We start from the raw sequence: 22,104 nt of genomic DNA, 5'->3' as shown, positions 1-22,104 counted from the left end.
ATGATGATACAAGAATATTTAGACAATATTACAGAACAATTTAAATCGTACAAAGAAGTTGCTGATAAAACGATTGCTCAACTTGAAGAAAAAGATTTACACTGGAAGTATAATGAAGAAAGCAACAGTATAGTTGCTATTATTGTTCATATGTCAGAAAATATGCTATCTCGTTGGACTGATTTTTTCACCTCTGATGGAGAAAAAGATTGGAGAGATAGAGAAGCTGAGTTTGAGCCACAAAACTTAACTAAAGAAGAACTAATAGATCACTGGGAAAAAGGATGGAATTGCTTGTTCTCTGCCTTAAACTCTTTAAATGAAGAGAATTTTAATCACCCAATAGTAATCAGAAACAAACAAGTTAAATTAATTGAAAGTATTACGAGGCAAATAGCTCATTTCCCTTATCATATTGGTCAAATTGCTTATGTAGGTAAAATGATTTTAAATGATAAATGGCAAACAGCTTCTATTGCCAAAGGAAAATCTAAAGAGTTTATACAAGCTCAATTTGAAAAAAACTCAAATTAAAAAGGGAAGTTAATCAACTTCCCTTTTTTTATTTCTTGCTATTTAAAATTTCCTCTCCAAATTTATTACACAATAAAAGTGTTTCTTTAATATCTTCCATCGTGGTTTTAGGATTAATTAAACACATTCTTAATACTACTTGCTTGTTAAGTATTGTAGTAACTAATAATGCTTCTCTAGAATCCATAATTCTTTGAGATATTTTCTGATTTAACTCATCTAATTCTTTTTCTGATAAGTTTAATCCGATAGGGTTGTATCTAAAATTAATAACCGCCAAGGTAGCTGGTGAAATAATTTCCCAGTTTCTACTTTTACGTAACATCTTTTCTACATCATCTGCTAATTGAATATTATAACTTACTGCTTCTTTGAAAACATTTAATCCGTAAGTTTTAATAGACATATAGAATTTCAACGCTCTAAAACGTCTTGTTAACTGAATTCCGTAGTCATAAAAGTTAATTTCAGATTCATTTCCTTCTATATCACGTAAATACTCAGGTTTTTCACTAAATGTATTACTTAACCAAGAAGAATCTTTTACTAATAAGCAACCTATTTCATAAGGTTGATAAAACCATTTATGCGGATCTACCGTCAACGAATCTGCTCGTTCTATACCTCGTAAAGCCTTAGCTCCTTTTTCAGATAAGATTGCTGCTCCACCATAAGCTCCATCAATATGAAACCAAAGATTTTCTTCTTCACAAATATCTGCAATATCATTTAAAGGATCTACAGTACCTGTATTCGTTGTTCCAGCTGAAGCTATATAACAAAATGGTTGTAAGCCCTCTAATCTGTCTTTTGCTATCGCATTCTTTAACTTGTTGATACTAATTCTGAATTCGATATCTGTAGGTAAAATTCGAATTTGTTCTTTCTTAAATCCTAAAACGCGAATCGCTTTAATGTTTGAAGAGTGTGCTTGATCTGACAAATAAATAACTGCCTTTGAAAAGTCATCTCCACACTTTAAACGTCTTGCTGTAGCCAGAGCGGTTAAGTTTGCCATAGAACCACCACTAGTAAAAATACCACCTCCTTTTTCAACAGGGAAATTGTACATTTTAAGTAACCAGTTCATCGTTACAATTTCTAACTCAGCTGCCGCTGGAGAAACCATCCATCCACCAGAAAAAATATTGAATCCTGTAGCTAAACTATCAGCCATCGTACTAATAAAGTTACTAGGACCAGGTACAAATGAAAAAGCTTTAGGGTGCGAAACAACGGTACTATTAGGCATTACGTTATCCATCACAAAGTCTAACACTTTTTCAGCAGGCATACCTTCTGCAGGTGCTTCTTGTAAGAAAATACTATCCATTTCTTTTCTGGTAGCACTTGCAACAGGTTTTTGCTGATCTAGAGTATCCCAGTGTTCAGCAATTATATCAACTATTTTATATCCGTAAGATTTCATCTCTTCTTTTGATAAATCAAAATGAGCGCTCATATCTTTATGTTTTTTTAATTTGCTACAAAATTAACCATTTACTAAAAGACAGCCTTTTATTTATCTTGATAATTTTATTTCTTTATTAAGATTTTGGCATGTTCTTTTCATTATTTTTGTGCATTAAATCGTATTATTTTGAAAAAACTATTTCTACTAGCTTTTATATTATTCTCTGTTGTAAGTTTTTCTCAAACAAAAAAAATTAAAATCCTTTCTACTGAACAAGCAACTGCTGATGAAAATAAATACCCTGGAGCTACTATATTGATAGGAAAAGTTAAAATGTCGCACGAAGGTGCTACGCTAGATTGCCAAAGAGCCTTATTATATAAAGACAAAAACTTATTTAAAGCCATTGGTGAAGTAGTAATTGAACAAGGAGACACGATTATTCAATACAGTGATTTTGCTACGTATGACGGAAATACGAAAAAAGCGAAATCTTGGGGAAATGTAGAAATTAACGATAAAGAAATGACGCTAAAAACCGATACGCTTCATTTTGATAGAATCAACCAAATATTATATTACCCTAGTGGTGGAACGATTAAAGACACCAAAAACACGCTGAAAAGTGTAAAAGGAACCTATCTTTTAAAAGATAAAAAATTCACAGCGCAATCAAAAGTAACAGTTCTTAACCCTGAAAATCATTTAGAATCTGATCATTTAGATTATTATACGAACACACAGTTAGCCTATTTATATGGGTCTAGTACCATTACCAATTTAAAAGACAGCACCAAAGTATATTCTGAAAGAGGTTTTTACGACACCAATACCGATATTTCTTACTTCGTAAAAAATGCCAAGTTATTTTTAAAAGAACGTACTGTTTCTGCCGACAGTTTATATTATGATAAACGAAAAGGCTTTGCTTCTGCTACCAACAACATCAAAGTGGTTGATACTGTTCAGAACATGGTTGCAAAAGGAAACTATGCAGAGTTATACGAGCAGAAAGATTCTTTATTCATTATTGATAGAGCCGTTGCTATTTCTGTTTTTGAAAAAGATTCGATGCACGTTGCTGGTGATAAAATTTTACTTACCGGAAAACCTGAAAAACGAATTGCACGTATTTTTAACAACGTAAAAATATTCAAATCGGATCTACAAGGAAAGTGCGATTCTATTCACACCAGCCAAGAAACAGGGCTAACACGAATGTTTAAAAGACCTATTTTATGGTCTAAAAACAGTCAAATTACAGGAGATAGCATTCAATTATTAACCAATAAAGAAACCAATAAGCTAGATTCCTTAAAAGTACTTCAAAATGCTTTTATGATTCAGCAAGATTCAATTCATAAAGAAAATTTCAACCAAATAAAAGGGCGAAATATCTATGGAAAGTTTGAAGATGATGAACTACGCACGATGATGGTTATTGGTAATGCTGAATCGTTATACTTCAATAATAATGATGAAACGCATAAGCTTGAAACCATTACCAAAGAAATAGCAAGTGATATTGAGTTTATTTTAGAAGACGGACAAATTGCGCAAACCAAATACTTTAAAAAATCGGAAGGAACCACCTACCCTCCCTCTGAATTCCCTTCAGAAGAACATAAATTTAAAGGATTTTTATGGCGTGGTGATGAACAACCCTTAAGTATTGAAGACATTTTTATAAAAGAGACCACTAACACTGCTCCAATAAGAGAAAAAAAGGAGTTAGACGTTGTAAAAGAAGCAAAAGAAAACTTTTTAAAGGAATCTTCTAAAAAAGAGAGCAAAGAGCGAAAAAAACCAAATCTTAAAGAATTAAAATAATTCCTGTGAAAGACGATTTTTTAAAACACCAAGGACAAACTACTCCGCATCCCTTAGCTATTGAAATTTCACATGCTAACGGTAGTTATATTTATGACAGCAACGGAAAAGCTATGTTAGACTTCGTTGCGGGAGTTTCTGCCAATAGTTTAGGACATAATCATCCAAAGGTAAACGAGGCAATAAAAAATCAGTTAGCACAATATACACACGTAATGGTGTATGGAGAATTCATTCAAAAACCACAAGTAGAATTGTGCAAAGCCTTAGCAGCGACCTTACCTCCTAACCTTTCGTCTGTTTATTTGGTAAACTCTGGTACCGAAGCTACTGAAGGTGCTTTAAAATTAGCCAAACGTTTTACTGGTAGAAGTGAAATTATTGCCGCTAAAAACGCCTACCACGGAAATACGCAAGGTGCTATGAGTGTTTGCGGAGCAGAGCAACAAAACCGTGCATTTCGTCCGTTAATTCCAGGAACTAAGTTTATTGAATATAACAACGAAGTAGATTTAGAAAAAATCACTACCAATACAGCGGGTGTTATACTAGAAACCATCCAAGGAGGTGCAGGGTTTATTGAACCTGAAAATAATTATTTAACAAAAGTAAAACAACGCTGTGAAGAGGTTGGTGCCTTATTGATTTTAGATGAAATCCAATCTGGAGTCGGACGTACAGGAAAATTTTGGGGATTTGAAAATTACAACGTTACTCCAGATATCATCATTACGGGTAAAGGTTTGGGTGGCGGAATGCCAATCGGGGCTTTTATTGCCTCTTCTGAAGTGATGAACTGTTTAAAAGAGCACCCGAAATTAGGACATATTACTACGTTTGGCGGACATCCTATAATTGCGAGTGCTGGATTGGCGACCGTACAAGAAATCACTTCCTCTAACTTAATGAAAGAAGCCTTACGAAAAGAAAAAATTATTCGTAATGCCTTTAAAAATCATCCTGCGGTTAAAGAAATTAGAGGAAAAGGATTAATGCTTGCTTTATTAGTAGATACTCCTGAAGCTGCCTCACAAGTAATTTTAAACTGTTTAGACAAAGGCTTGATTTTATTCTGGCTACTTTTTGAAGGAAAAGCAATTCGTATTACGCCTCCACTAACTATTTCTGATGAAGAACTAAAAAAAGGATGTGATCTTATTGCAAGTGAATTGGATAAATTATAATAAAATTTGACTCAATAGCATCTTATATCGTTGTAAGTAATTTTCTATTCATTTATTGGAAATTGAATTTCAATTGCTTCTGCTTCTCCTATTTTGTTTGGTCCCTCGTGAATCCACCATTTTCTTCCTATATTCATGTATTCGTCTATTGGTTGTTTTGATAAAAATCTAATCAAAACTTCTTTAGTTTCTCCTGGCAAAATCCATTCGTTTTCGTCAAATTGAATATCTCCCACGTATGAATACTTAAACTGTCCATTTGATTGATATTCAAAAACGTGATTAGGTCTATATCCGCTTTTAATCCCTGTTTTTCGACCACCTTCTTCAGTAGACATTAATTTTAGTTTCGCTTTTACATGAATTAATTCTGGTGTTTCTTCTAGATCAAAATCTGTTATACTATAATCAGTATATTTTCCAAAAGCATATGTATCAAAAACTTTTCCGTAACCTAAATTCAACCACCTTTTGTAAATTAATTTTCCATTAAAATACAAATAAAGCTCATTATCATTTTTTATTTCTTTTCGTATAATCATAGTCTAGTTGAATTACCTAACAGTTTAGTTTATGAGTATTAGCGTAATTTACTCTTTTTAAATTTGCAAGTACATACCAACCTGAAAACCAAAAGGTTTTCTATAGAAAGATATGCACTAACAATTAATTTTATACATCTTAAGTTAGCAATTGTTTAACTTTAGTAATAAAAACCAGAAAGAAAAAAGCGTAGAGTAAGGTTATGATATACGTTGAAACCTAGATTTCGTCAACATTGATAATCCCTACGCTTTACTACTTTAAATTCGTTCAGTTCTGTGAGACCAAGATCTCGATTTCAAGTTGTTGAATTGATAGTAGTTATTTTTCTTTCCAATCCTTTTTTCTTATGAGTAAAAATAAACAATTTTTAGGAATCGATGTAAGTAAAGATGTTTTAGATGTGTATGATTATCAAGGTAATTGGTATCAGTTTAAAAATGATTCATCAGGCTTTAAAGAGCTGTTGTTAATCACAAGTGATTTAACTCATTGTATAATGGAAGCCACAGGGTATTATCATGTACGATTAGCTTATTTTTTAACAGAAAAAGGAGTTTTGGTATCAGTAGAAAATCCGTTGAAGATAAAACGTTTTATTCAAATGAATTTATCAAAAGTAAAGACGGATAAGAGTGATGCAAAGCAGCTATATAATTATGGTGTAAGTCAAGCCCCTTCTATATGGAAAGGAGAAAGCAAGGAACAACAAGAATGTTTACAAATAGTACGTTTGTTGAGTGTTTATACGAAACAATCTACTCAATTAAAGAATAAGCTTCATGGCGAATCAGTATTAGGAACTCCATCAAAATTGGTAGTTAGTTCCTTAAAAAGGCAACTAAAAAATATACAAAAAGAGATGGTTAAATTAGAAGATTTGTTGCTAGAGAATGTAAAAAAGAGCTATCAAGAAGAATTGACTTTATTAAAGTCAATTCCAGGAATAGGGGGTAAAACAGCATTAATGTTATTAGTTTTTACCGATGGATTTAAGCGCTTTACTTCGGCAAAGGAGCTGTGCAGTTACGCAGGTATAACTCCTGTTATTAGAGAGTCAGGCAGTAGTATAAAAGGAAGACCTCGAATAAGTAAAATGGGTAATCCAAAGCTTAGAAATTTATTGTTTATGTGTAGTTTTAATGCTTGAAAATACAACAAAACATGTAGAGAACTTTATGACCGAATTGTAGCTAAGGGTAAGAGTAAAAAACTTGCTTTAATAGCGGTGTGTAATAAGCTACTAAAACAAGCTTTTGCAATAGTAAAAAGTGGTTTGCCTTATGATGCAAATTATAAAAGTACTTTGGTTTAAAAAAGTATAAAATTTACTTGTTTTTTACCTCAGTTCTTTGTTATGCGTAGTCTTTTCCGCTTTTAATTATTTTCCATTCTTTTTTTATTTTCCGAAAAATTTTCTAAACAGTCATCTAACTCATTGCCTTTTGAATGAATACACTCACAAAATTCATTTCCAATATTCTCATATTTAGTATTAGCATATTGTTTTTTACAATCGGATAATGAATTTCTTGGCATAATATCAAATCCTTTTAGAAATATTAAAATTGTAAGTCCAAAGGTTAAAGCAACTCCACCAAAAAACAGAAATGGGAATTTATTGTTCCATTTTTTTGGTCGCTTTACAATACCATAATCTGGTATATTTTTAAATGGTAAAATATATTTTAACTTGTCATAATTCCAAACGAGAATATACAAATTTGCTAAAACCATTAATGGTGCAGAAATAAATGAACCTTCAAATCGTACAGCGAAAGAAAGAATACAAATATTCACTATTATTGGAAAATAGAGTATTGCTCCTAAAGTGACAGTTCGAGGTACTAGCAATAAAACGGCTGAAAAAACTTGAGCATAACCAATGAAGTGATAATAATATCCTGTGCGATGCAGTGCAGTTAGATATGCTCCCATCGGATGAATTTCCGACAATCCGCTAGCAAATCGTTCGTCAATTATTTTTGTTATTCCCGCAACTATAAATCCTAGAGCTAAAGTCAGTCGGCAAAAAATTGAAAAATACCAATACCATCTGTTTGCTTTTATTTTCAGGTAAAATTGGTCGAATTTAGTCAGATTGTTCAATTATTCACGATTTTTATTAGATTACGCACATAACGGTCTCGGCTATGAGTAGTTGCGTGGTTTAGCACTAAACTTTGCAAGTACACACCAAACTGAAAATCCGCGAGGATTTTCCGCCGTAAACCGAATATAGCAAATTTGCGAGGACTTTACGCGAGGAAAGTCAGAAGCAATGAACTATAGCATCCATGAAAAAGCAGTAAGACGAGTATCTTTAAAGTTCACAAAAACATAAAGATATGAATACTCAAATTACTGCCGACACTAAATTATATATAGGAATTGACATACACAAGCGCAGCTGGAAAGTTCATTGTTCAACAGATCTATTTTCTGGCAAAAGTTTTAGTATGCCACCAGACCCTTTGCAATTGAAAGCTTATGTTGATAGACATTTTTCGGGATATGATGTAAGTACAGCTTATGAGGCAGGATGTTGTGGCTATTATGCCCATCGTTGTTTTGAGAGTTATGGCTGGCGCTCTTTAGTAGTTAATCCTGCCGATATCCATCGTAAGGGGAAAGAGCGTTTTACAAAGACCGATCGTATAGATGCACAGTTGATTAGTAGAGAATTGAAAGATGGTCGATTAAGTAGTATTTATGTGCCCGATGAGCATCGTGAAGCTTTGCGTAGTTTATTTCGTAGGCGTAATGATTTGGTAAAGGATTTTAGACGTATCAAGAGTTACATAAAAATGCAGTTGCTCTACTTTGGAATAAAAGTTCCAGAACAGTACGATAATGACCATTGGAGTCATGGTTTTCGGGGGTGGTTAGATGATATAATATTTGAATATGCAATAGCAAAAGCAAGCTTAGAGAGTAGGATGCGTTATTTTCGATTTGTAGATGAAGATTTACGTTTAGTTAGTAATCAGTTAAGAGCTTATTGTCGTAAGCATTTTAAGAAAGATTATTATTTGCTTAGAAGCATACCGGGTATTGGTGGAATTGTAGCTTGTGGAATTATTAGTGAATTAGGAGATTTACGCAGGTTTAATAGCATAAAACACTTGGCAGGTTATGTAGGGTTAGCTCCAGGTATTTATCAGAGTGGTGATAATTATAAAACGATAGGTATAACGCCACGAGCACATCGATTAATGCGATCATATTTTATAGAAGCCTCATGGCAGGCGATTCGAACAGACCCAGTGATGCAGCATTATTACCGAAAGCATTATGGTAAGGATACTAAGAAGATAATCATAAAGATAGCTCGTAAGTTACTTAGTAGAACTTTGGCCGTTATCAAAACAGAGACTCCTTATGAGATAGGAGTTATAGAATAGTATATAAATCAATAACAAAGCTCAGAAAAGAAGTATTTAGAGTCCATATCACAAAACAACGTGGGTGACTTCAAAATTAACCCGAAGATCACATTTTTATAGCAAGTGGCTGGACTTATTATAACTTATAATCATACAGATGCTGGTGACGACCAATAGAGTTGATCACATATAGGATGCGGAGCAAGTTATAAGGTATTGAAGTATTGATAATCCTTCGGAATTATCAACAATTCAACACCCTAAAATTATTATTATGTAAGAATTAAAAATAAATATAGTAACTTTGAAAAACTAGACTAGTGCTTTTCATAGGAGCCATTGTTGCCAATAGTTATTTTATGTTATTAATCCAATTCACAATGTATTCTTTAAAAGCCAAATTAACATTATAAATTTCGTTTGTTTTCCAATCAACTCCTTTCTTTGTCATAAAGTGATTTAGTTCGTCTATTTGTTTAAACTCAATATTCGGATTTTCAATTTTATCCAATTCATTTTTACTTTGTATTGGGTCAACTAAAATATCTTCTTCTCCAATTATTACTAAAGTTGGAAAATCTATTTTCTTATAGTTTTTAGAGTTATCAATTCTTGCTTCCGCAACTTTATGTGGTTGAAGATAATTTGAATAGGCTTTCTTTTTTATTCCATATTTTTTAGACTCTTTTTTCGCAATTTTCCATAGTTCCCAAGCATTCAATGTGGGATTTTGGTCAATTAATTCAAATATGTAATCTAAAGTTTTGATTTGGTCTTTATCTGTGTTTCCAATAATTAGATTATCGTAGTTTTTAATTCCGTTATTAATCTGATATTTTATTAATTCACGTGGTTTTCCTATTGGTGTAGACCATTGAATTAAAAAATCTGGTTTTATATCTTGTTCAACTGCTTGAATTGAAACAATCCCGCCAAGGCTATGCCCAATAAATCCAATAGTTTTATTTTGAACAGACTTGAGTGTTTTTAATTGATTAAAAATTTTAATAAAATCATTTGTATAGATTTCTGCTCGGTCATCATAAGTTCCTGTAGATTTTCCAACACCTCTTTTATCAAATCTAAAAACTGCAATATTATTTTCGAGAAGATATTCACTCAGATGATTGTGCCCATTTTGAGAAATTTGTCCAGTTCCAGAGATGATTACAAGAATTTTATCAAATTCATTTTTTGGCATTAGAAGAGTTCCAAAAATCTTGATTTCTTTATCAACTCCGGCTGAAATTTCTTCTTTTACATATTGTTCAAAATTCTCAATTTGTTTTTCATTTCCGTAATATCCATTCTGACTAAAAATAAGATTTGAAATTAGTAAGAATATTAATGTGAGTAAGTTCTTCATAATTATTGGCAACGGTCTCGTATAACCGTCAGTTACGGATTAATATGCGTTAATTTTCGGTTTGGCACTGACTTTAGCAATTCCGAGTGGATTCGGACGTAGTCGAATCCGCCGTAATTGCGGTTATACATTGTTGTGGTGTCGTTTTTATTCAGTTTTCTTTCTGTTTTTTAAGATTATTAATGTAATGACATAAATTAAAACAATTGCAAAAGGAATAGCTATAAACCTATATTCGGGTAAAAGATACCAAAGAGTTAGAACTGTAATGATTCTAGTCAAGGTGTGAAAAATTCCAACCCAATGTTTTATAATCCAAGAAAATGGCAACCACATTAATCCAGTCAGAATTCCTACAGTCATTGGAAGAGAAGAATAGTCAACCAGAAAAAATGGTATTGCAATTGAATAGACAAGTATCGCTTGTCCAGCCGTAAAAAGAAAAAGAGTGTCGAATTCGTTTTTCGGTTTACTTTTATCTAGGAAATTTTCACCTGTGAATTTTGAGAGAAGCAGACCTAGATATACAATACTTCCGGTTCCAATAAAAATTGACCAAACTGCTATAAAGTCAGAAAAAAAGATTCCGATTAATCCAATTATAGTCCATATAATCAAACCAGCTAATGGTGTAGCAAGAAATTTTTGATTGATAAATTCAATCCGCTGTTGTTCAAGTGTTCTGTTGTTCATTGGTTAATTCAGTTAGTTTTTTTCTTATAGATTTTATGATTTTTCAAACCTCAATGTTTTCGCAAATGTCAGTTTTTAAATGCACCACAACTAGTTTATATACAGAATAAACTTACCGTGACACTCCTTTTTTGGCAGGATATGCAGCAATTCTTAGCAATTTTATTCTTTTTATTTTTTTTGCAATATAGTTGTATTTTGTGTACTATACAAAGAGGTTTTTCGTAAAAAAAGAACATCATATACTTGTTTTTTAAAAATAATTTATAATTTTACCCCAATGTTTAACAACAAAAGAAATATCATTTCTATTCCAGCTGTAAATATTACGGCTTCTTTTGTTGGCACTACAACTACAATTATTACTACAACCCTTTAGGGGTTATTTTTCTACATAGTATTTCCGTATATATTTATTTTTTCAAAAGACTTGAAAACAGATAAATAGTTTAAAAAATCTTATTTTTAATTTATTATCCTTTTTAAAATGACCGTTTTAAAATTTGGTGGTTCATCTGTAGCCAATCCTCAAAATATAGAAAAAGTAGTACAAATCGTTGCCAATACCTCTGTAAACAGTCCACTTATTGTGGTAGTTTCTGCTTTTGGTAAAACAACGAATAAGCTTATTGCTTCGGCAGAAAAAGCTGCTCAAAATAATGCTAATTACCTTGAAAGCTACCAAGAAGTTGAGCAATTGCATTTTGAAGTAATTGAAAAATTAGTACCTAAAAATCAACAAGAAGAAGTTAAAACGTATATTACTTCCCTTTTTAAACAACTAAAAACTTTGTTAGAAGGTTGTTTGTTACTAAACGAAATTACCCCCAAAACACTAGCTACGATTAGTGGATTTGGTGAGTTACTATCTTCTTATATCATCGCAAACATAGCTAGTAAGGAACTGGATGTAGTATATAAAGACAGTAGAGAGTTAATCGTCACTTCCAACGCTTTTGATAAAACACAAGTTGATTTTCAACTAACCAACGCCAATTGCAAGGAGTATTTTGACAAAAATAAGCACCAAGTAACTTTGTTACCTGGGTTTATAGCTCGTACAAAAGAAGGGAAATCAACTACTTTAGGACGTGGAGGTTCCGATTATTCTGCAGCTATTTATGCGGCTGCTGTAAATGCTAATGAATTGCAAATATGGACAGATGTTAGTGGTATGTATACTGCAAATCCGCATATGGTGAAGCAGGCATTTCCTATTCCTCATATTTCGTATCAAGAAGCCATGGAATTATCACATTTTGGGGCAAAGGTTATCTACCCTCCTACCATTCAACCGGTATTGGAAAAGGAAATTCCTATTCGAATAAAGAATACATTTGAACCTGAAAATGTAGGAACACTCATTTCAAAAATTACCGAAAACGGAAAACCTGTAAAAGGAATTTCTCATATCGAGAATATTACATTGCTAACTTTAGAAGGAAGTGGCATGGTAGGTGTTTCTGGCATTTCTAAACGTTTGTTTGAAACTTTATCTACACACAACATCAATGTAGTGTTAATCACGCAAGCTTCTTCTGAGCACTCTATTTGTGTAGGGATTTATGATGAAGATGCTGAAAAAGCAGCTCTAAAAATTAACGAAGCTTTCGCTTTTGAAATAGAGCGTCATAAAATAGATCCGATTATTGTAGAACAAGGATTGGCAATTATTGCTTTGGTAGGTGATAAAATGAGAAATCACCGAGGTTTAAGCGGACAAATGTTCAGCTCTTTAGGTAAAAACAACGTGAACATTCGCGCTATTGCTCAAGGTGCTTCAGAAAAAAACATTTCTGCTGTTATCAACAGTTCAGATGCTAAAAAAGCATTAAACACACTACACGAGCAGTTTTTTGAGGAAAAAATAAAGCAATTAAACTTGTTTGTTACAGGTGTAGGAAATGTGGGAGAACGCTTTTTGGCGCAAATCCACCAACAGAAAAAATACTTAAAAGAACAGTTAAAACTGAATGTGCGTGTGGTTGGGATTTCCAACTCTAAACAAATGGTTTTTGATGAAGGTGGTATCAGCTTAAAATCGTGGAAAGAACAATTACAAAACGGAGAAGCAAGTACTTTAGAGCGCTTTTTTGAAAGAACAAAAGCGTTGAACCTTCGTAATTCGGTTTTTATTGACAATACGGCTAATCAAAAAGTTTCTGAGGTATACGAACATTATTTAGCCAACAATATTGGGGTAGTTACTTGTAATAAAATAGCCTGTGCTTCTGAACTAGATAATTATAAAAAGTTAAAACACATTTCACGAAAGTATAGTGTGCCATTTTTGTTTGAAACCAATGTGGGTGCTGGTTTGCCTATTATTGACACGCTTAAAAACTTAATTGCTTCTGGTGATCGAGTGCATAAAATACAAGCCGTGTTGTCAGGTTCTTTAAACTTTGTTTTCAATAATTTTAATGAAAGTATTTCTTTTCATGATGTCGTACAACAAGCACAAGAACAAGGATATACGGAACCGGATCCTAAAATTGATTTAAGTGGTGTGGATGTAGCTCGAAAAATATTAATTCTAGCACGTGAAAGTGGTTATGATTTGGAACTTTCTGATATTGAAAACAATTCGTTTTTACCTAAAAAGAGTTTAGAAACTACCAATAATGATGATTTTTACGCTTCTTTAACTGAGTTTGAGGCACATTTTCAACAAGCATACAAAGAATCTACCGATAAAAATTGTCGCTTAAAATATGTAGCTGAATTTAACAATGGAAAAGCGAGTGTAGGCTTGCAGCATATTCCGTTTGACCATCCTTTTTATAATTTAGAAGGAAGCGACAACATCGTATTGTTTTTTACAGATAGGTATCCTGTAAATCCACTACAAATAAAAGGTGCGGGTGCAGGTGCTGAAGTAACCGCTTCTGGAATTTTTGCTGATGTGATACGAATTGGAAATCAATAGTACATGGAAAAACGTTATCAAAATATCATACAAATCTATAACAATGTAGCACAGGCGTATCAAGATAAATTTGCCAATGATACCGTGTACAATCATAGTTATAATCTCCTTTTAAAACATATGGAGTCAACTCACCATAATGTGTTAGATATGGGGTGTGGTTTTGGTAAGATTACCAATTACCTACTACGTCATAACACTACACTTTCTGTTATAGGTATTGACGCTGCTGAAAACATGGTAAATTTAGCCCGACAAAACAATCCAAATGCTTCATTTAAGGTACTAGATTGCAGAGATATTACTAGTTTACAAGAAGGTTTTGACGTAATCATCTTCGGATTTTGTTTTCCGTATCTTACCAAAGAGGATGCTCTAAAACTTATAAAGGATGCTGCTACGATGTTAAACCCTAATGGATTATTATACATTAGCACCATGATTGGAGATTATGAAAAAGACTCTCGTATATGCTCTAGTTCAGATGGAAAAAACTTGATGTTTATTCATTATCATGAACCAGAATACTTGATTGAAGCTTTAGAAGCACAAGAATTCAAAATTATAGAAAATTACACCAAACTATATCAAGAAGGTGGTGATACCGACTTGTTTTTAATCGCAAAAAAATGAATTATATAAAAATATTTTCACCTGCAACTGTTGCTAATGTTTCCTGCGGATTTGATGCTTTAGGTTTAGCACTCGAAACTGTTGGAGATACCATGACTTTTACCAAAACAGCTATAAAAGGTGTCAAAATTACCCAAATAACTGGGGCTGATTTACCTTCTGATCCACAAGTAAATGCTGCGGGAGTGGTTGCGTTAGCGATGTTAGAAAAACATCCAGTTGATTTTGGTATCGACATCACCATTCACAAAGGATATACTCCAGGAAGTGGTTTAGGAAGTAGTGCTGCCAGTGCAGCGGGAGCTGCGTTTGGTGTAAATCAGCTATTAGGAAATAGCTTCTCTCCTCTTGAATTGACACAGTTTGCAATGTTAGGAGAAGAAGCCACTTGCGGAACTCCAATAGCTGATAATGTTTCTGCCGCTATTTATGGTGGTTTTACATTGGTACGTAGTTATGAACCTTTAAGTATTGTAAAAATTCCTGTACCTGCTGATTTAAGAGTGGTGGCAATCCATCCTCAAGTTGAAGTGAAAACCAAAGATGCGAGAGCTGTATTACCTAAAGAAGTTCCTTTGAATAATGCGGTTACGCAATGGGCCAATGTTGGCGGATTGATTAGTGGATTGCATACCAACGATTATCAATTAATCGCAGATTCATTAACTGATATCATTGTTGAACCTGCTCGTAAACATCTGATTCCACATTTTGATGAAGTGAAGCAACAAGCAATTAAGGCAGGAGCTTTAGGAGCAGGAATTTCAGGTTCTGGCCCGACAATTTTCACTTTATGTAGAGGTGATGAAACCGCTGAAAATGTTTACAAAACCATTCACAATACCTATCAAGACAAACAAATTGATTTTAACATGATTCTTTCTAAAATCAACACAGAAGGAATTAAAATTTTAGAACAATACTAAACACGAAATTATGAACTATTATAGTCTCAATCATAAATCACCCAAAGTTAGCTTTGAAGAAGCTGTAGTAAACGGATTAGCTCCAGATAGAGGGTTGTATTTTCCTGAAAATATTACGCCACTATCAAAAGAATTTATTGATAACATTGGTGAATATTCTAATGAAGAAATTGCGTATGAAGCCATCAAGCAATTTGTGGGTGATGAAATTCCGAAAGACGTTTTACAAAAAATCATTAAAGAAACCATCAACTTTGAGTTTCCAGTGGTATCTATTGAAGAAAACATCGGTGCGTTAGAATTATTTCATGGACCAACCATGGCTTTTAAAGATATTGGTGCTCGTTTTATGGCACGTTGCTTAGGATATTTTAATCGCGATAAAGACCAACAAGTAACAGTATTGGTCGCTACTTCAGGCGATACTGGTGGTGCTGTTGCTAATGGTTTTTTAGGAGTTAAAGGTGTAGATGTGGTCATCCTCTACCCTAGCGGAAAAGTGAGTGATATTCAAGAAAAGCAATTGACTACCTTAGGACAAAACATTACTGCTTTAGAGGTTGACGGTGTTTTTGATGATTGCCAAGACATGGTTAAAACTGCTTTTTTAGATGCTGATATCAATCGAGTGTTAACTTCAGCAAACTCTATTAATATTGCCCGTTGGTTACCACAAATGTTTTACTTTTTCTTTGCTTACAAACAGGTATACAAACAGCATAAAGAAGTTATCTTTTCCGTACCAAGTGGAAATTTCGGGAATATTTGCGCAGGTATTATGGCACAAAAACTAGGGTTACCTATCAAACATTTTGTCGCTTCTACTAATGTAAATGATACTGTTCCTAATTATTTAGCAAGTGGTGAATACCACCCTAAACCATCTAAAGCAACCATATCAAATGCGATGGATGTTGGAAACCCGAGTAATTTTATCAGGATACAAGAATTATTTGATAATGATTTAAATACTTTAAAATCAGTATTCTCTTCTTTTTCTTTTTCTGATGATGAAACTCGTGAAGCTATGAAAAACATCCATAAGAACTCTAATTATATCGCCGACCCGCATGGAGCAGTAGGATATTTAGGCTTAAAAAAATACGGATTACAAAACGAGTTCGGAATTTTCTTAGAAACAGCACATCCAGTAAAATTTTTAGATGTTGTTGAAGATGTGTTAAATTTAACTGTTGAAATTCCACCTCAAATAGTATCAGTAATAGACAAACAAAAGAAAGCGATACAAATTAGCTCTTACCAAGAATTGAAAGGTTTTTTAAATACTTAAAGTATAAACCGTTGTGAAAATTAACTACAAAAGTCACAGCGGTTTTCTATTATTTTTTTCATAGATTTATGCATCAACAAAACCATTTACATGCATAAACCCTCAAAAATTACTCGTCTTTTTGATTTTCCATATCACCAACTAGAAAATTATCCACAACAAAACTGTCTTGTTTTTAAAGAGAATACAATTTGGAAAAGTTTTTCAACCCAAGAGTATATAAACAAGGCAAATACTGTAAGTAAGGCCTTACTAAAACTCGGAGTTAAGTCTGGTGATAAAATAACTTTAATTACTTCGGTAAATCAACCTAAATGGCATTTTCTTGATATTGGTATTATGCAAATTGGAGCGGTAAATGTTCCTCTCTACCCTACTTTTTCTGAAAAAGATTATGCATACATTCTGAACCACTCTGATAGTATGTATTGTTTTGTTTCTGATGAAGATTTGTACCAAAAAGTAATTAAAGTTCAAGAGCAAACACAACTTAAAAAAGTATTTACTTTTGAAGAATTAGATACAGATTACAGTTGGAATTCATTTTTAAATCATGGTAGTGATGAAACATTTCAAACTAAAGTTGACGAATTAAAAAAAGCAGTACAACCATCTGATTTGGCTACCATTATATATACTTCTGGTACAACAGGAACTCCAAAGGGAGTCATGCTTTCTCATAGTAATATTGTTAGCAATGTGTTTGCTGTAGGCAATAGAGTAAATTTACAAGACAATCATAAAAAAGTAGTCAGCTACCTTCCTATATGTCACATCTTTGAGCGTGCTGCCTCTTATTACTGTCAATACATGGGCTTTGAAATTCACTTTGCTGAAAATATTGGTAAAATAGGTGAAAATTTACGTGAAATTCAGCCTAATTTCATGGCAGTTGTACCAAGGTTATTAGAAAAAGTTTTTGATAAAATTGTAGATAAAGGTAGTGACTTATCTGGCATAAAAAAACGGTTATTCTTTTGGGCTTTAGAATTAGGAGAACATTATAAACCATACAAAGAAAACGGTTGGTGGTATGAATTTCAACTATCTATAGCTCGTAAACTTATTTTTTCTAAATGGAAAGAAGCTTTAGGTGGACAATTAGAATTTATGTTAGCAGGAAGCGCTCCTACACAAGCTAGACTTGTAAGAATATTTACAGCTGCAGGCATTCCTGTTTTTGAAGGCTACGGACTTACCGAAACCTCTCCTGCAATTTCTGTTACCGACATGCGAAACAATGGATTTAAAATAGGTACTGTTGGAAGGGCAATTGAAAATGTAACTGTAAAAATAGCCGAAGACGGAGAGATTTTAGTCAAAGGAGCAAATGTAATGTTAGGATATTACAAAGCTCCAGAAAAAACTAACGAAGTTATTATTAATGAGTTTTTTCATACAGGAGATATTGGTGAAATAGATTCTGAAGGGTTCTTAAAAATAACCGATAGAAAAAAAGAAATTTTCAAAACTTCTGGAGGAAAATACATTGCTCCTGCTATTATAGAAAGTGAACTAAAAAAATCACGTTTTATTGAACAAGTAATGGTCATAGGTGAAGGCGAAAAAATGCCAGCAGCTTTTATTCAAATTTCCTTCGATTTTGTGCAAGAATGGGCTAAGCGACATCAACATGCTATTACAGATATTACTACCGATGAAAAACTTAGTAAGCGAATTCAAAAAGAGATTGATTATTTCAATAAAAAATTCGGAAAATGGGAACAAATAAAACGCTTTGAAATTACTCCCGACGAATGGACTATTGATGAGGGACATTTGACTCCAACATTAAAAATGAGACGAAAAATTATCTTAGAAAAATATAACGATCTATACCAAAAAATATATAATCCTCAATAAATCAACCAGTAAAGTGTAACTTGTGCAATCGGGGTATTTTTCATACATTGCAGAGCACAAAAATTTGAATATATGTCGATTGAAATCACACGCCTGTTTGATTTTCCTTATTATCAACAAGAAAATTATAATTTAGACAAAGCGTTCACTACAAAATACAATGGTGAATGGAAATCTATCTCTACAAACGAGTACATTAACAAAGCAAACGCTATAAGTAGAGGTTTATTGCGATTAGGTGTACAACCTAATGATAAAATAGCTGTCATTTCTACTAACAACCGTACCGAGTGGAATATCTGTGATATAGGAATTTTACAAACTGGGGCGCAAAATGTGCCAATTTATCCTACAATTTCAAAAGAAGACTACGAATATATTTTAAATCATTCTGAAGCTACTTATTGCTTTGTTTCTGATGAAACTATTTTAGAAAAACTAAACCAAATTAAAGGTAATACTCAACTTAAAGAAATATATACTTTTGACGATATTGCTGGTGAAAAAAGCTGGCAAGAAGTTTTAGATTTAGGAAAGGATGAAAGCAATCAGCATGAAGTTGAAGAGCGTAAAAACGCTATTAAGACAGATGATTTAGCTACCTTAATTTACACTTCTGGAACAACAGGACGTCCAAAAGGAGTTATGTTAAGTCATAAAAATGTAGTTTCAAATGTACTAAGTAGTGAAAAACGTGTTCCGTTAGAATATGGTCAAGGAAGAGCTTTAAGCTTCTTACCTGTTTGCCATATTTTTGAGCGTATGATTTTGTATTTATATCAATACTGTGGTATTTCTATCTATTTTGCTGAGGCTATTGATAAGTTAAGTGAAAATGCTCAAGAAATAAAGCCGCATGTCATGACTGCTGTTCCAAGGTTGCATGAAAAAATTTATGATAAAATTTATGCCAAGGGAGCCGACTTAACAGGTATTAAAAAGAAGTTATTCTTTTGGGCTATAGAATTAGGTTTACAATACGAACCATACGGAGCAAACGGATGGTGGTATGAAAAGAAACTAAGCATTGCTAAAAAACTTATTTTCTCTAAATGGCAAGCTGCTCTTGGAGGTGAATTAAAGATAATGGTTTCAGGTTCTGCAGCCTTACAACCACGTTTAACGAGAGTATTTACAGCTGCTGGAATGCCTGTTATGGAAGGTTATGGACTAACAGAAACATCGCCTGTAATTGCTGTAAACGATATGCGTGATGGAGGTTTTAGATTAGGAACTGTAGGTAGATTGATTGATGGTGTTGAGGTTAAAATAGCCGATAATGGAGAGATTTTAGTAAAGGGTCCAAACGTAATGCAAGGATATTATAAAGATCCTGAAAAAACTGCTGAAGCTTTACAAAACGGATACTTCCACACAGGTGATAAAGGAAAGTTAAGTGAAGATGGATTCCTAAAAATAACCGGACGTACCAAAGAAATGTTTAAAACCTCAGGTGGTAAATATATTATTCCACCATTATTAGAAGGTCAATTAAAACAATCTCGCTTTATTGAACAAGTAATGGTTATTGGTGAAGGCGAAAAAATGGCTGCTGCATTTATTCAACCAAACTTTGAGTTTGTACGTGAATGGGCACAAAGACATAACGTTACCGTAGGAGATAATAAAGACTTGGTAAGCAACCCTAAAGTAATAGAACGTATTCAAGAAGAAGTAGATTATGCCAATACTAAGTTTGGTAAATGGGAAACTATTAAAAAGTTTGAATTAACCGCTGAAGAATGGTCTATTGACGGAGGTCAGCTTACCCCTACCATGAAAATGAAGCGAAACATCATTAAAGAAATGTATAAAGACTTATACGATAAAATTTATAGAGAGTAATCGTTTAAAGTGTTGTGAAAGCAACACTTTTTTCTTTTTAAGTATGACTAAAATTATTTTTTTTTCTTCGGATATTTCGAATATTGAATTGCCTAAAAAATTCGATTACCCTTATAATTATACACCTCATACTCTAGCCCAAATAGCCACTAAAGAACTACAAGAATATTTAAGTAGTCAAACTGATTTTACTCACAATTTCGGAATTAAGAATCCTAATGATAAAAATGCTCTTGGAAAAATGTTCGGTGTCTTGGTTGTACAACAGCAAAATGGAACCTTAGGATATTTAGCCGCTTTTTCAGGAAAACTAGCCGAAACCACGCAACACAAACATTTTGTTCCTCCTGTTTTTGATGTGTTAGATATAAATGGATTCTATCCCAAAACAGAAGAGCAACTTAATACTTTAAATTCTGAAATTACTCTTTTAGAAAATAGTACGGAATTTAAGAAAGCTGAAAAAGTATATCAAAGAACACAAAAAATACACGAAAAACTCCTATCAAAAGAACAAACGAAAATAAAGCAACGCAGAAAACTCAGAAAAGAATCTGCTCAACAAAACAATCAATTAAATATTAACGAAGAGTTTTATTTGCGTGAATACGAGGTGTATTTACTTGATAAAATTGAACCTTTAAAAAAAGCATGTTTTCAGTTAAAAAATAAAGTTGATCAATTAAAAGAGCAGCGAGCAAATCTTTCTGCTTGGGCTCAACAAGAAATATTTAAACAATATCAATTTTTAAATGTAGAAAATAAAACTGCTAACCTATTAACTATTTTTAAAGATTCTACTCAAAATATTCCCGCAGGCGCTGGTGATTGTTGTGCTCCTAAACTATTGCAATATGCTTTCAAACATCAATTGAAACCTGTTTGTATGGCTGAGTTTTGGTGGGGAAAACCGCTAAAAACTTCCATAAGAAAACATCAATATTTTTATCCTGCATGCACAGGAAAATGTAAACCCATTTTAACACATATGTTAAAAGGGATTCCTATTGATAAAAATCCTTTAGAAGCGCAATTGAAAGAGGAAAAAGAAATTGAAATTCTGTATGAAGATGCCGATTTATTAGTCATCAACAAACCGCATGATTTATTATCGGTAGCTGGAAAAGAAATCAAAGATTCTGTGTATAGTCGTATTCAAAAATTATATCCAAATGCAACAGGACCATTGGTTGTACATCGTTTAGATATGTCTACCTCTGGAATTCTCTTAATTGCCAAAAGTGAAGCTATTTATAAAGCTTTACAAGCACAGTTTATTAATAAAACTATACAAAAACGGTATGTAGCCTTGTTAGATGGTGTTTTAAAAGAAAAAGAAGGAAAAATAGACCTACCACTAAGAGTAGACTTAAATGATCGTCCTAAACAGCTTGTTTGTTATGAACACGGAAAGAAAGCATTAACTCAGTGGGAAACAATTGAAGCTATAGGTACAAAAACCAAAGTATACTTTTACCCTATTACAGGACGTACGCATCAATTACGAGTACATGCTGCTCATCAATTAGGTTTAAATACTTCCATAGTTGGGGATGATTTATACGGAAAGAAATCTGACCGATTATACCTTCACGCTGAAAAAATTACATTTAAGCATCCTACATCAAAAATAGAAGTGAGCTTTACTGCTCCTGCTCCCTTTTAAC

At 33.0% G+C, this 22,104-nt stretch carries 16 protein-coding genes and 1 pseudogene; 12 read left to right on the top strand and 5 right to left on the bottom strand.

All coding sequences use genetic code 11. The annotated features are described in order from the left end of the window. The gene (locus AC3VI6_RS11785) at positions 1-534 is read left to right on the top strand and encodes a DUF1572 family protein (protein ID WP_497706337.1); all 534 of its coding nucleotides are present in this window, start codon (positions 1-3) and stop codon (positions 532-534) included. Between the two features lie 28 nt (positions 535-562). Here AC3VI6_RS11785 and AC3VI6_RS11780 read toward each other — a convergent pair whose 3' ends face one another. Continuing rightward, complete coding sequence (locus AC3VI6_RS11780; protein WP_497706336.1) at positions 563-1,996, bottom strand: pyridoxal phosphate-dependent decarboxylase family protein; 1,434 nt, start codon at positions 1,994-1,996, stop codon at positions 563-565. Positions 1,997-2,134: 138 nt separating this feature from the next. Here AC3VI6_RS11780 and AC3VI6_RS11775 point away from each other — a divergent pair, with 138 nt between their 5' ends. After that, positions 2,135-3,778: an OstA-like protein gene (locus AC3VI6_RS11775; protein ID WP_497706335.1), complete on the top strand. Its 1,644-nt coding sequence runs from the start codon at positions 2,135-2,137 to the stop codon at positions 3,776-3,778. 5 nt (positions 3,779-3,783) lie between these two features. Continuing rightward, entirely contained in the window at positions 3,784-4,962 is a 1,179-nt protein-coding gene (locus AC3VI6_RS11770) for an aspartate aminotransferase family protein (RefSeq protein WP_497706334.1), read from the top strand. 44 nt (positions 4,963-5,006) lie between these two features. On the opposite strand, the gene AC3VI6_RS11765 is transcribed toward AC3VI6_RS11770, so the two are convergent. Next, positions 5,007-5,504 (bottom strand): hypothetical protein, encoded by a 498-nt coding sequence (locus AC3VI6_RS11765; protein WP_497706333.1) that lies wholly within the window; start codon positions 5,502-5,504, stop codon positions 5,007-5,009. A 350-nt stretch (positions 5,505-5,854) separates the two neighbouring features. Between AC3VI6_RS11765 and AC3VI6_RS11760 the strand changes: the two are divergent. Beyond that, a pseudogene (locus tag AC3VI6_RS11760) lies at positions 5,855-6,820 on the top strand (IS110 family RNA-guided transposase). A gap of 62 nt (positions 6,821-6,882) precedes the next feature. Here the strand turns inward: AC3VI6_RS11760 and AC3VI6_RS11755 are convergent. Then, positions 6,883-7,614, bottom strand: coding sequence for a DoxX family protein (locus AC3VI6_RS11755; protein WP_497706332.1), 732 nt, complete (start codon positions 7,612-7,614; stop codon positions 6,883-6,885). 239 nt (positions 7,615-7,853) lie between these two features. On the opposite strand from AC3VI6_RS11755, the gene AC3VI6_RS11750 reads away from it, so the two are divergent. Further along, entirely contained in the window at positions 7,854-8,909 is a 1,056-nt protein-coding gene (locus AC3VI6_RS11750) for an IS110 family RNA-guided transposase (RefSeq protein ID WP_497704953.1), read from the top strand. 334 nt (positions 8,910-9,243) lie between these two features. On the opposite strand, the gene AC3VI6_RS11745 is transcribed toward AC3VI6_RS11750, so the two are convergent. Together AC3VI6_RS11745 and AC3VI6_RS11740 are read right to left on the bottom strand one after the other, a co-directional pair. Then, entirely contained in the window at positions 9,244-10,257 is a 1,014-nt protein-coding gene (locus AC3VI6_RS11745; protein WP_497706331.1) for an alpha/beta fold hydrolase, read from the bottom strand. Between the two features lie 147 nt (positions 10,258-10,404). Then, positions 10,405-10,950 carry a DUF7010 family protein gene (locus AC3VI6_RS11740; protein WP_147862357.1) on the bottom strand — a complete coding sequence of 182 codons (546 nt, stop codon included), beginning with the start codon at positions 10,948-10,950 and terminating at the stop codon, positions 10,405-10,407. A gap of 487 nt (positions 10,951-11,437) precedes the next feature. On the opposite strand from AC3VI6_RS11740, the gene thrA reads away from it, so the two are divergent. From thrA to AC3VI6_RS11705, 7 genes are all read left to right on the top strand, one after another. Beyond that, a complete protein-coding gene (gene thrA, locus AC3VI6_RS11735; RefSeq protein WP_497706330.1) occupies positions 11,438-13,879 on the top strand; it encodes a bifunctional aspartate kinase/homoserine dehydrogenase I in 2,442 nt (813 codons plus the stop codon). Positions 13,880-13,882: 3 nt separating this feature from the next. After that, entirely contained in the window at positions 13,883-14,512 is a 630-nt protein-coding gene (locus tag AC3VI6_RS11730; protein WP_497706329.1) for a class I SAM-dependent methyltransferase, read from the top strand. Continuing rightward, positions 14,509-15,438 carry a homoserine kinase gene (locus AC3VI6_RS11725; RefSeq protein WP_497706328.1) on the top strand — a complete coding sequence of 310 codons (930 nt, stop codon included), beginning with the start codon at positions 14,509-14,511 and terminating at the stop codon, positions 15,436-15,438. The genes AC3VI6_RS11730 and AC3VI6_RS11725 overlap by 4 nt, the downstream gene beginning before the upstream one ends. Positions 15,439-15,448: 10 nt before the next feature. Beyond that, positions 15,449-16,729 carry a threonine synthase gene (gene thrC, locus AC3VI6_RS11720; protein ID WP_497706327.1) on the top strand — a complete coding sequence of 427 codons (1,281 nt, stop codon included), beginning with the start codon at positions 15,449-15,451 and terminating at the stop codon, positions 16,727-16,729. A gap of 90 nt (positions 16,730-16,819) precedes the next feature. After that, on the top strand, positions 16,820-18,592 hold the full coding sequence (locus tag AC3VI6_RS11715; protein WP_497706326.1) for an AMP-dependent synthetase/ligase: 1,773 nt from the start codon (positions 16,820-16,822) through the stop codon (positions 18,590-18,592). Between the two features lie 72 nt (positions 18,593-18,664). Continuing rightward, positions 18,665-20,437: an AMP-dependent synthetase/ligase gene (locus AC3VI6_RS11710; protein ID WP_497706325.1), complete on the top strand. Its 1,773-nt coding sequence runs from the start codon at positions 18,665-18,667 to the stop codon at positions 20,435-20,437. A 43-nt stretch (positions 20,438-20,480) separates the two neighbouring features. After that, positions 20,481-22,103, top strand: coding sequence for an RluA family pseudouridine synthase (locus AC3VI6_RS11705; protein WP_497706324.1), 1,623 nt, complete (start codon positions 20,481-20,483; stop codon positions 22,101-22,103). Position 22,104 lies beyond the last annotated feature (1 nt).

Source organism: Tenacibaculum sp. TB-56 (genome assembly GCF_059716275.2).
Note: the sequence above shows the minus strand (reverse complement) of the source record. Positions and strands in the feature narration are given on the sequence as shown.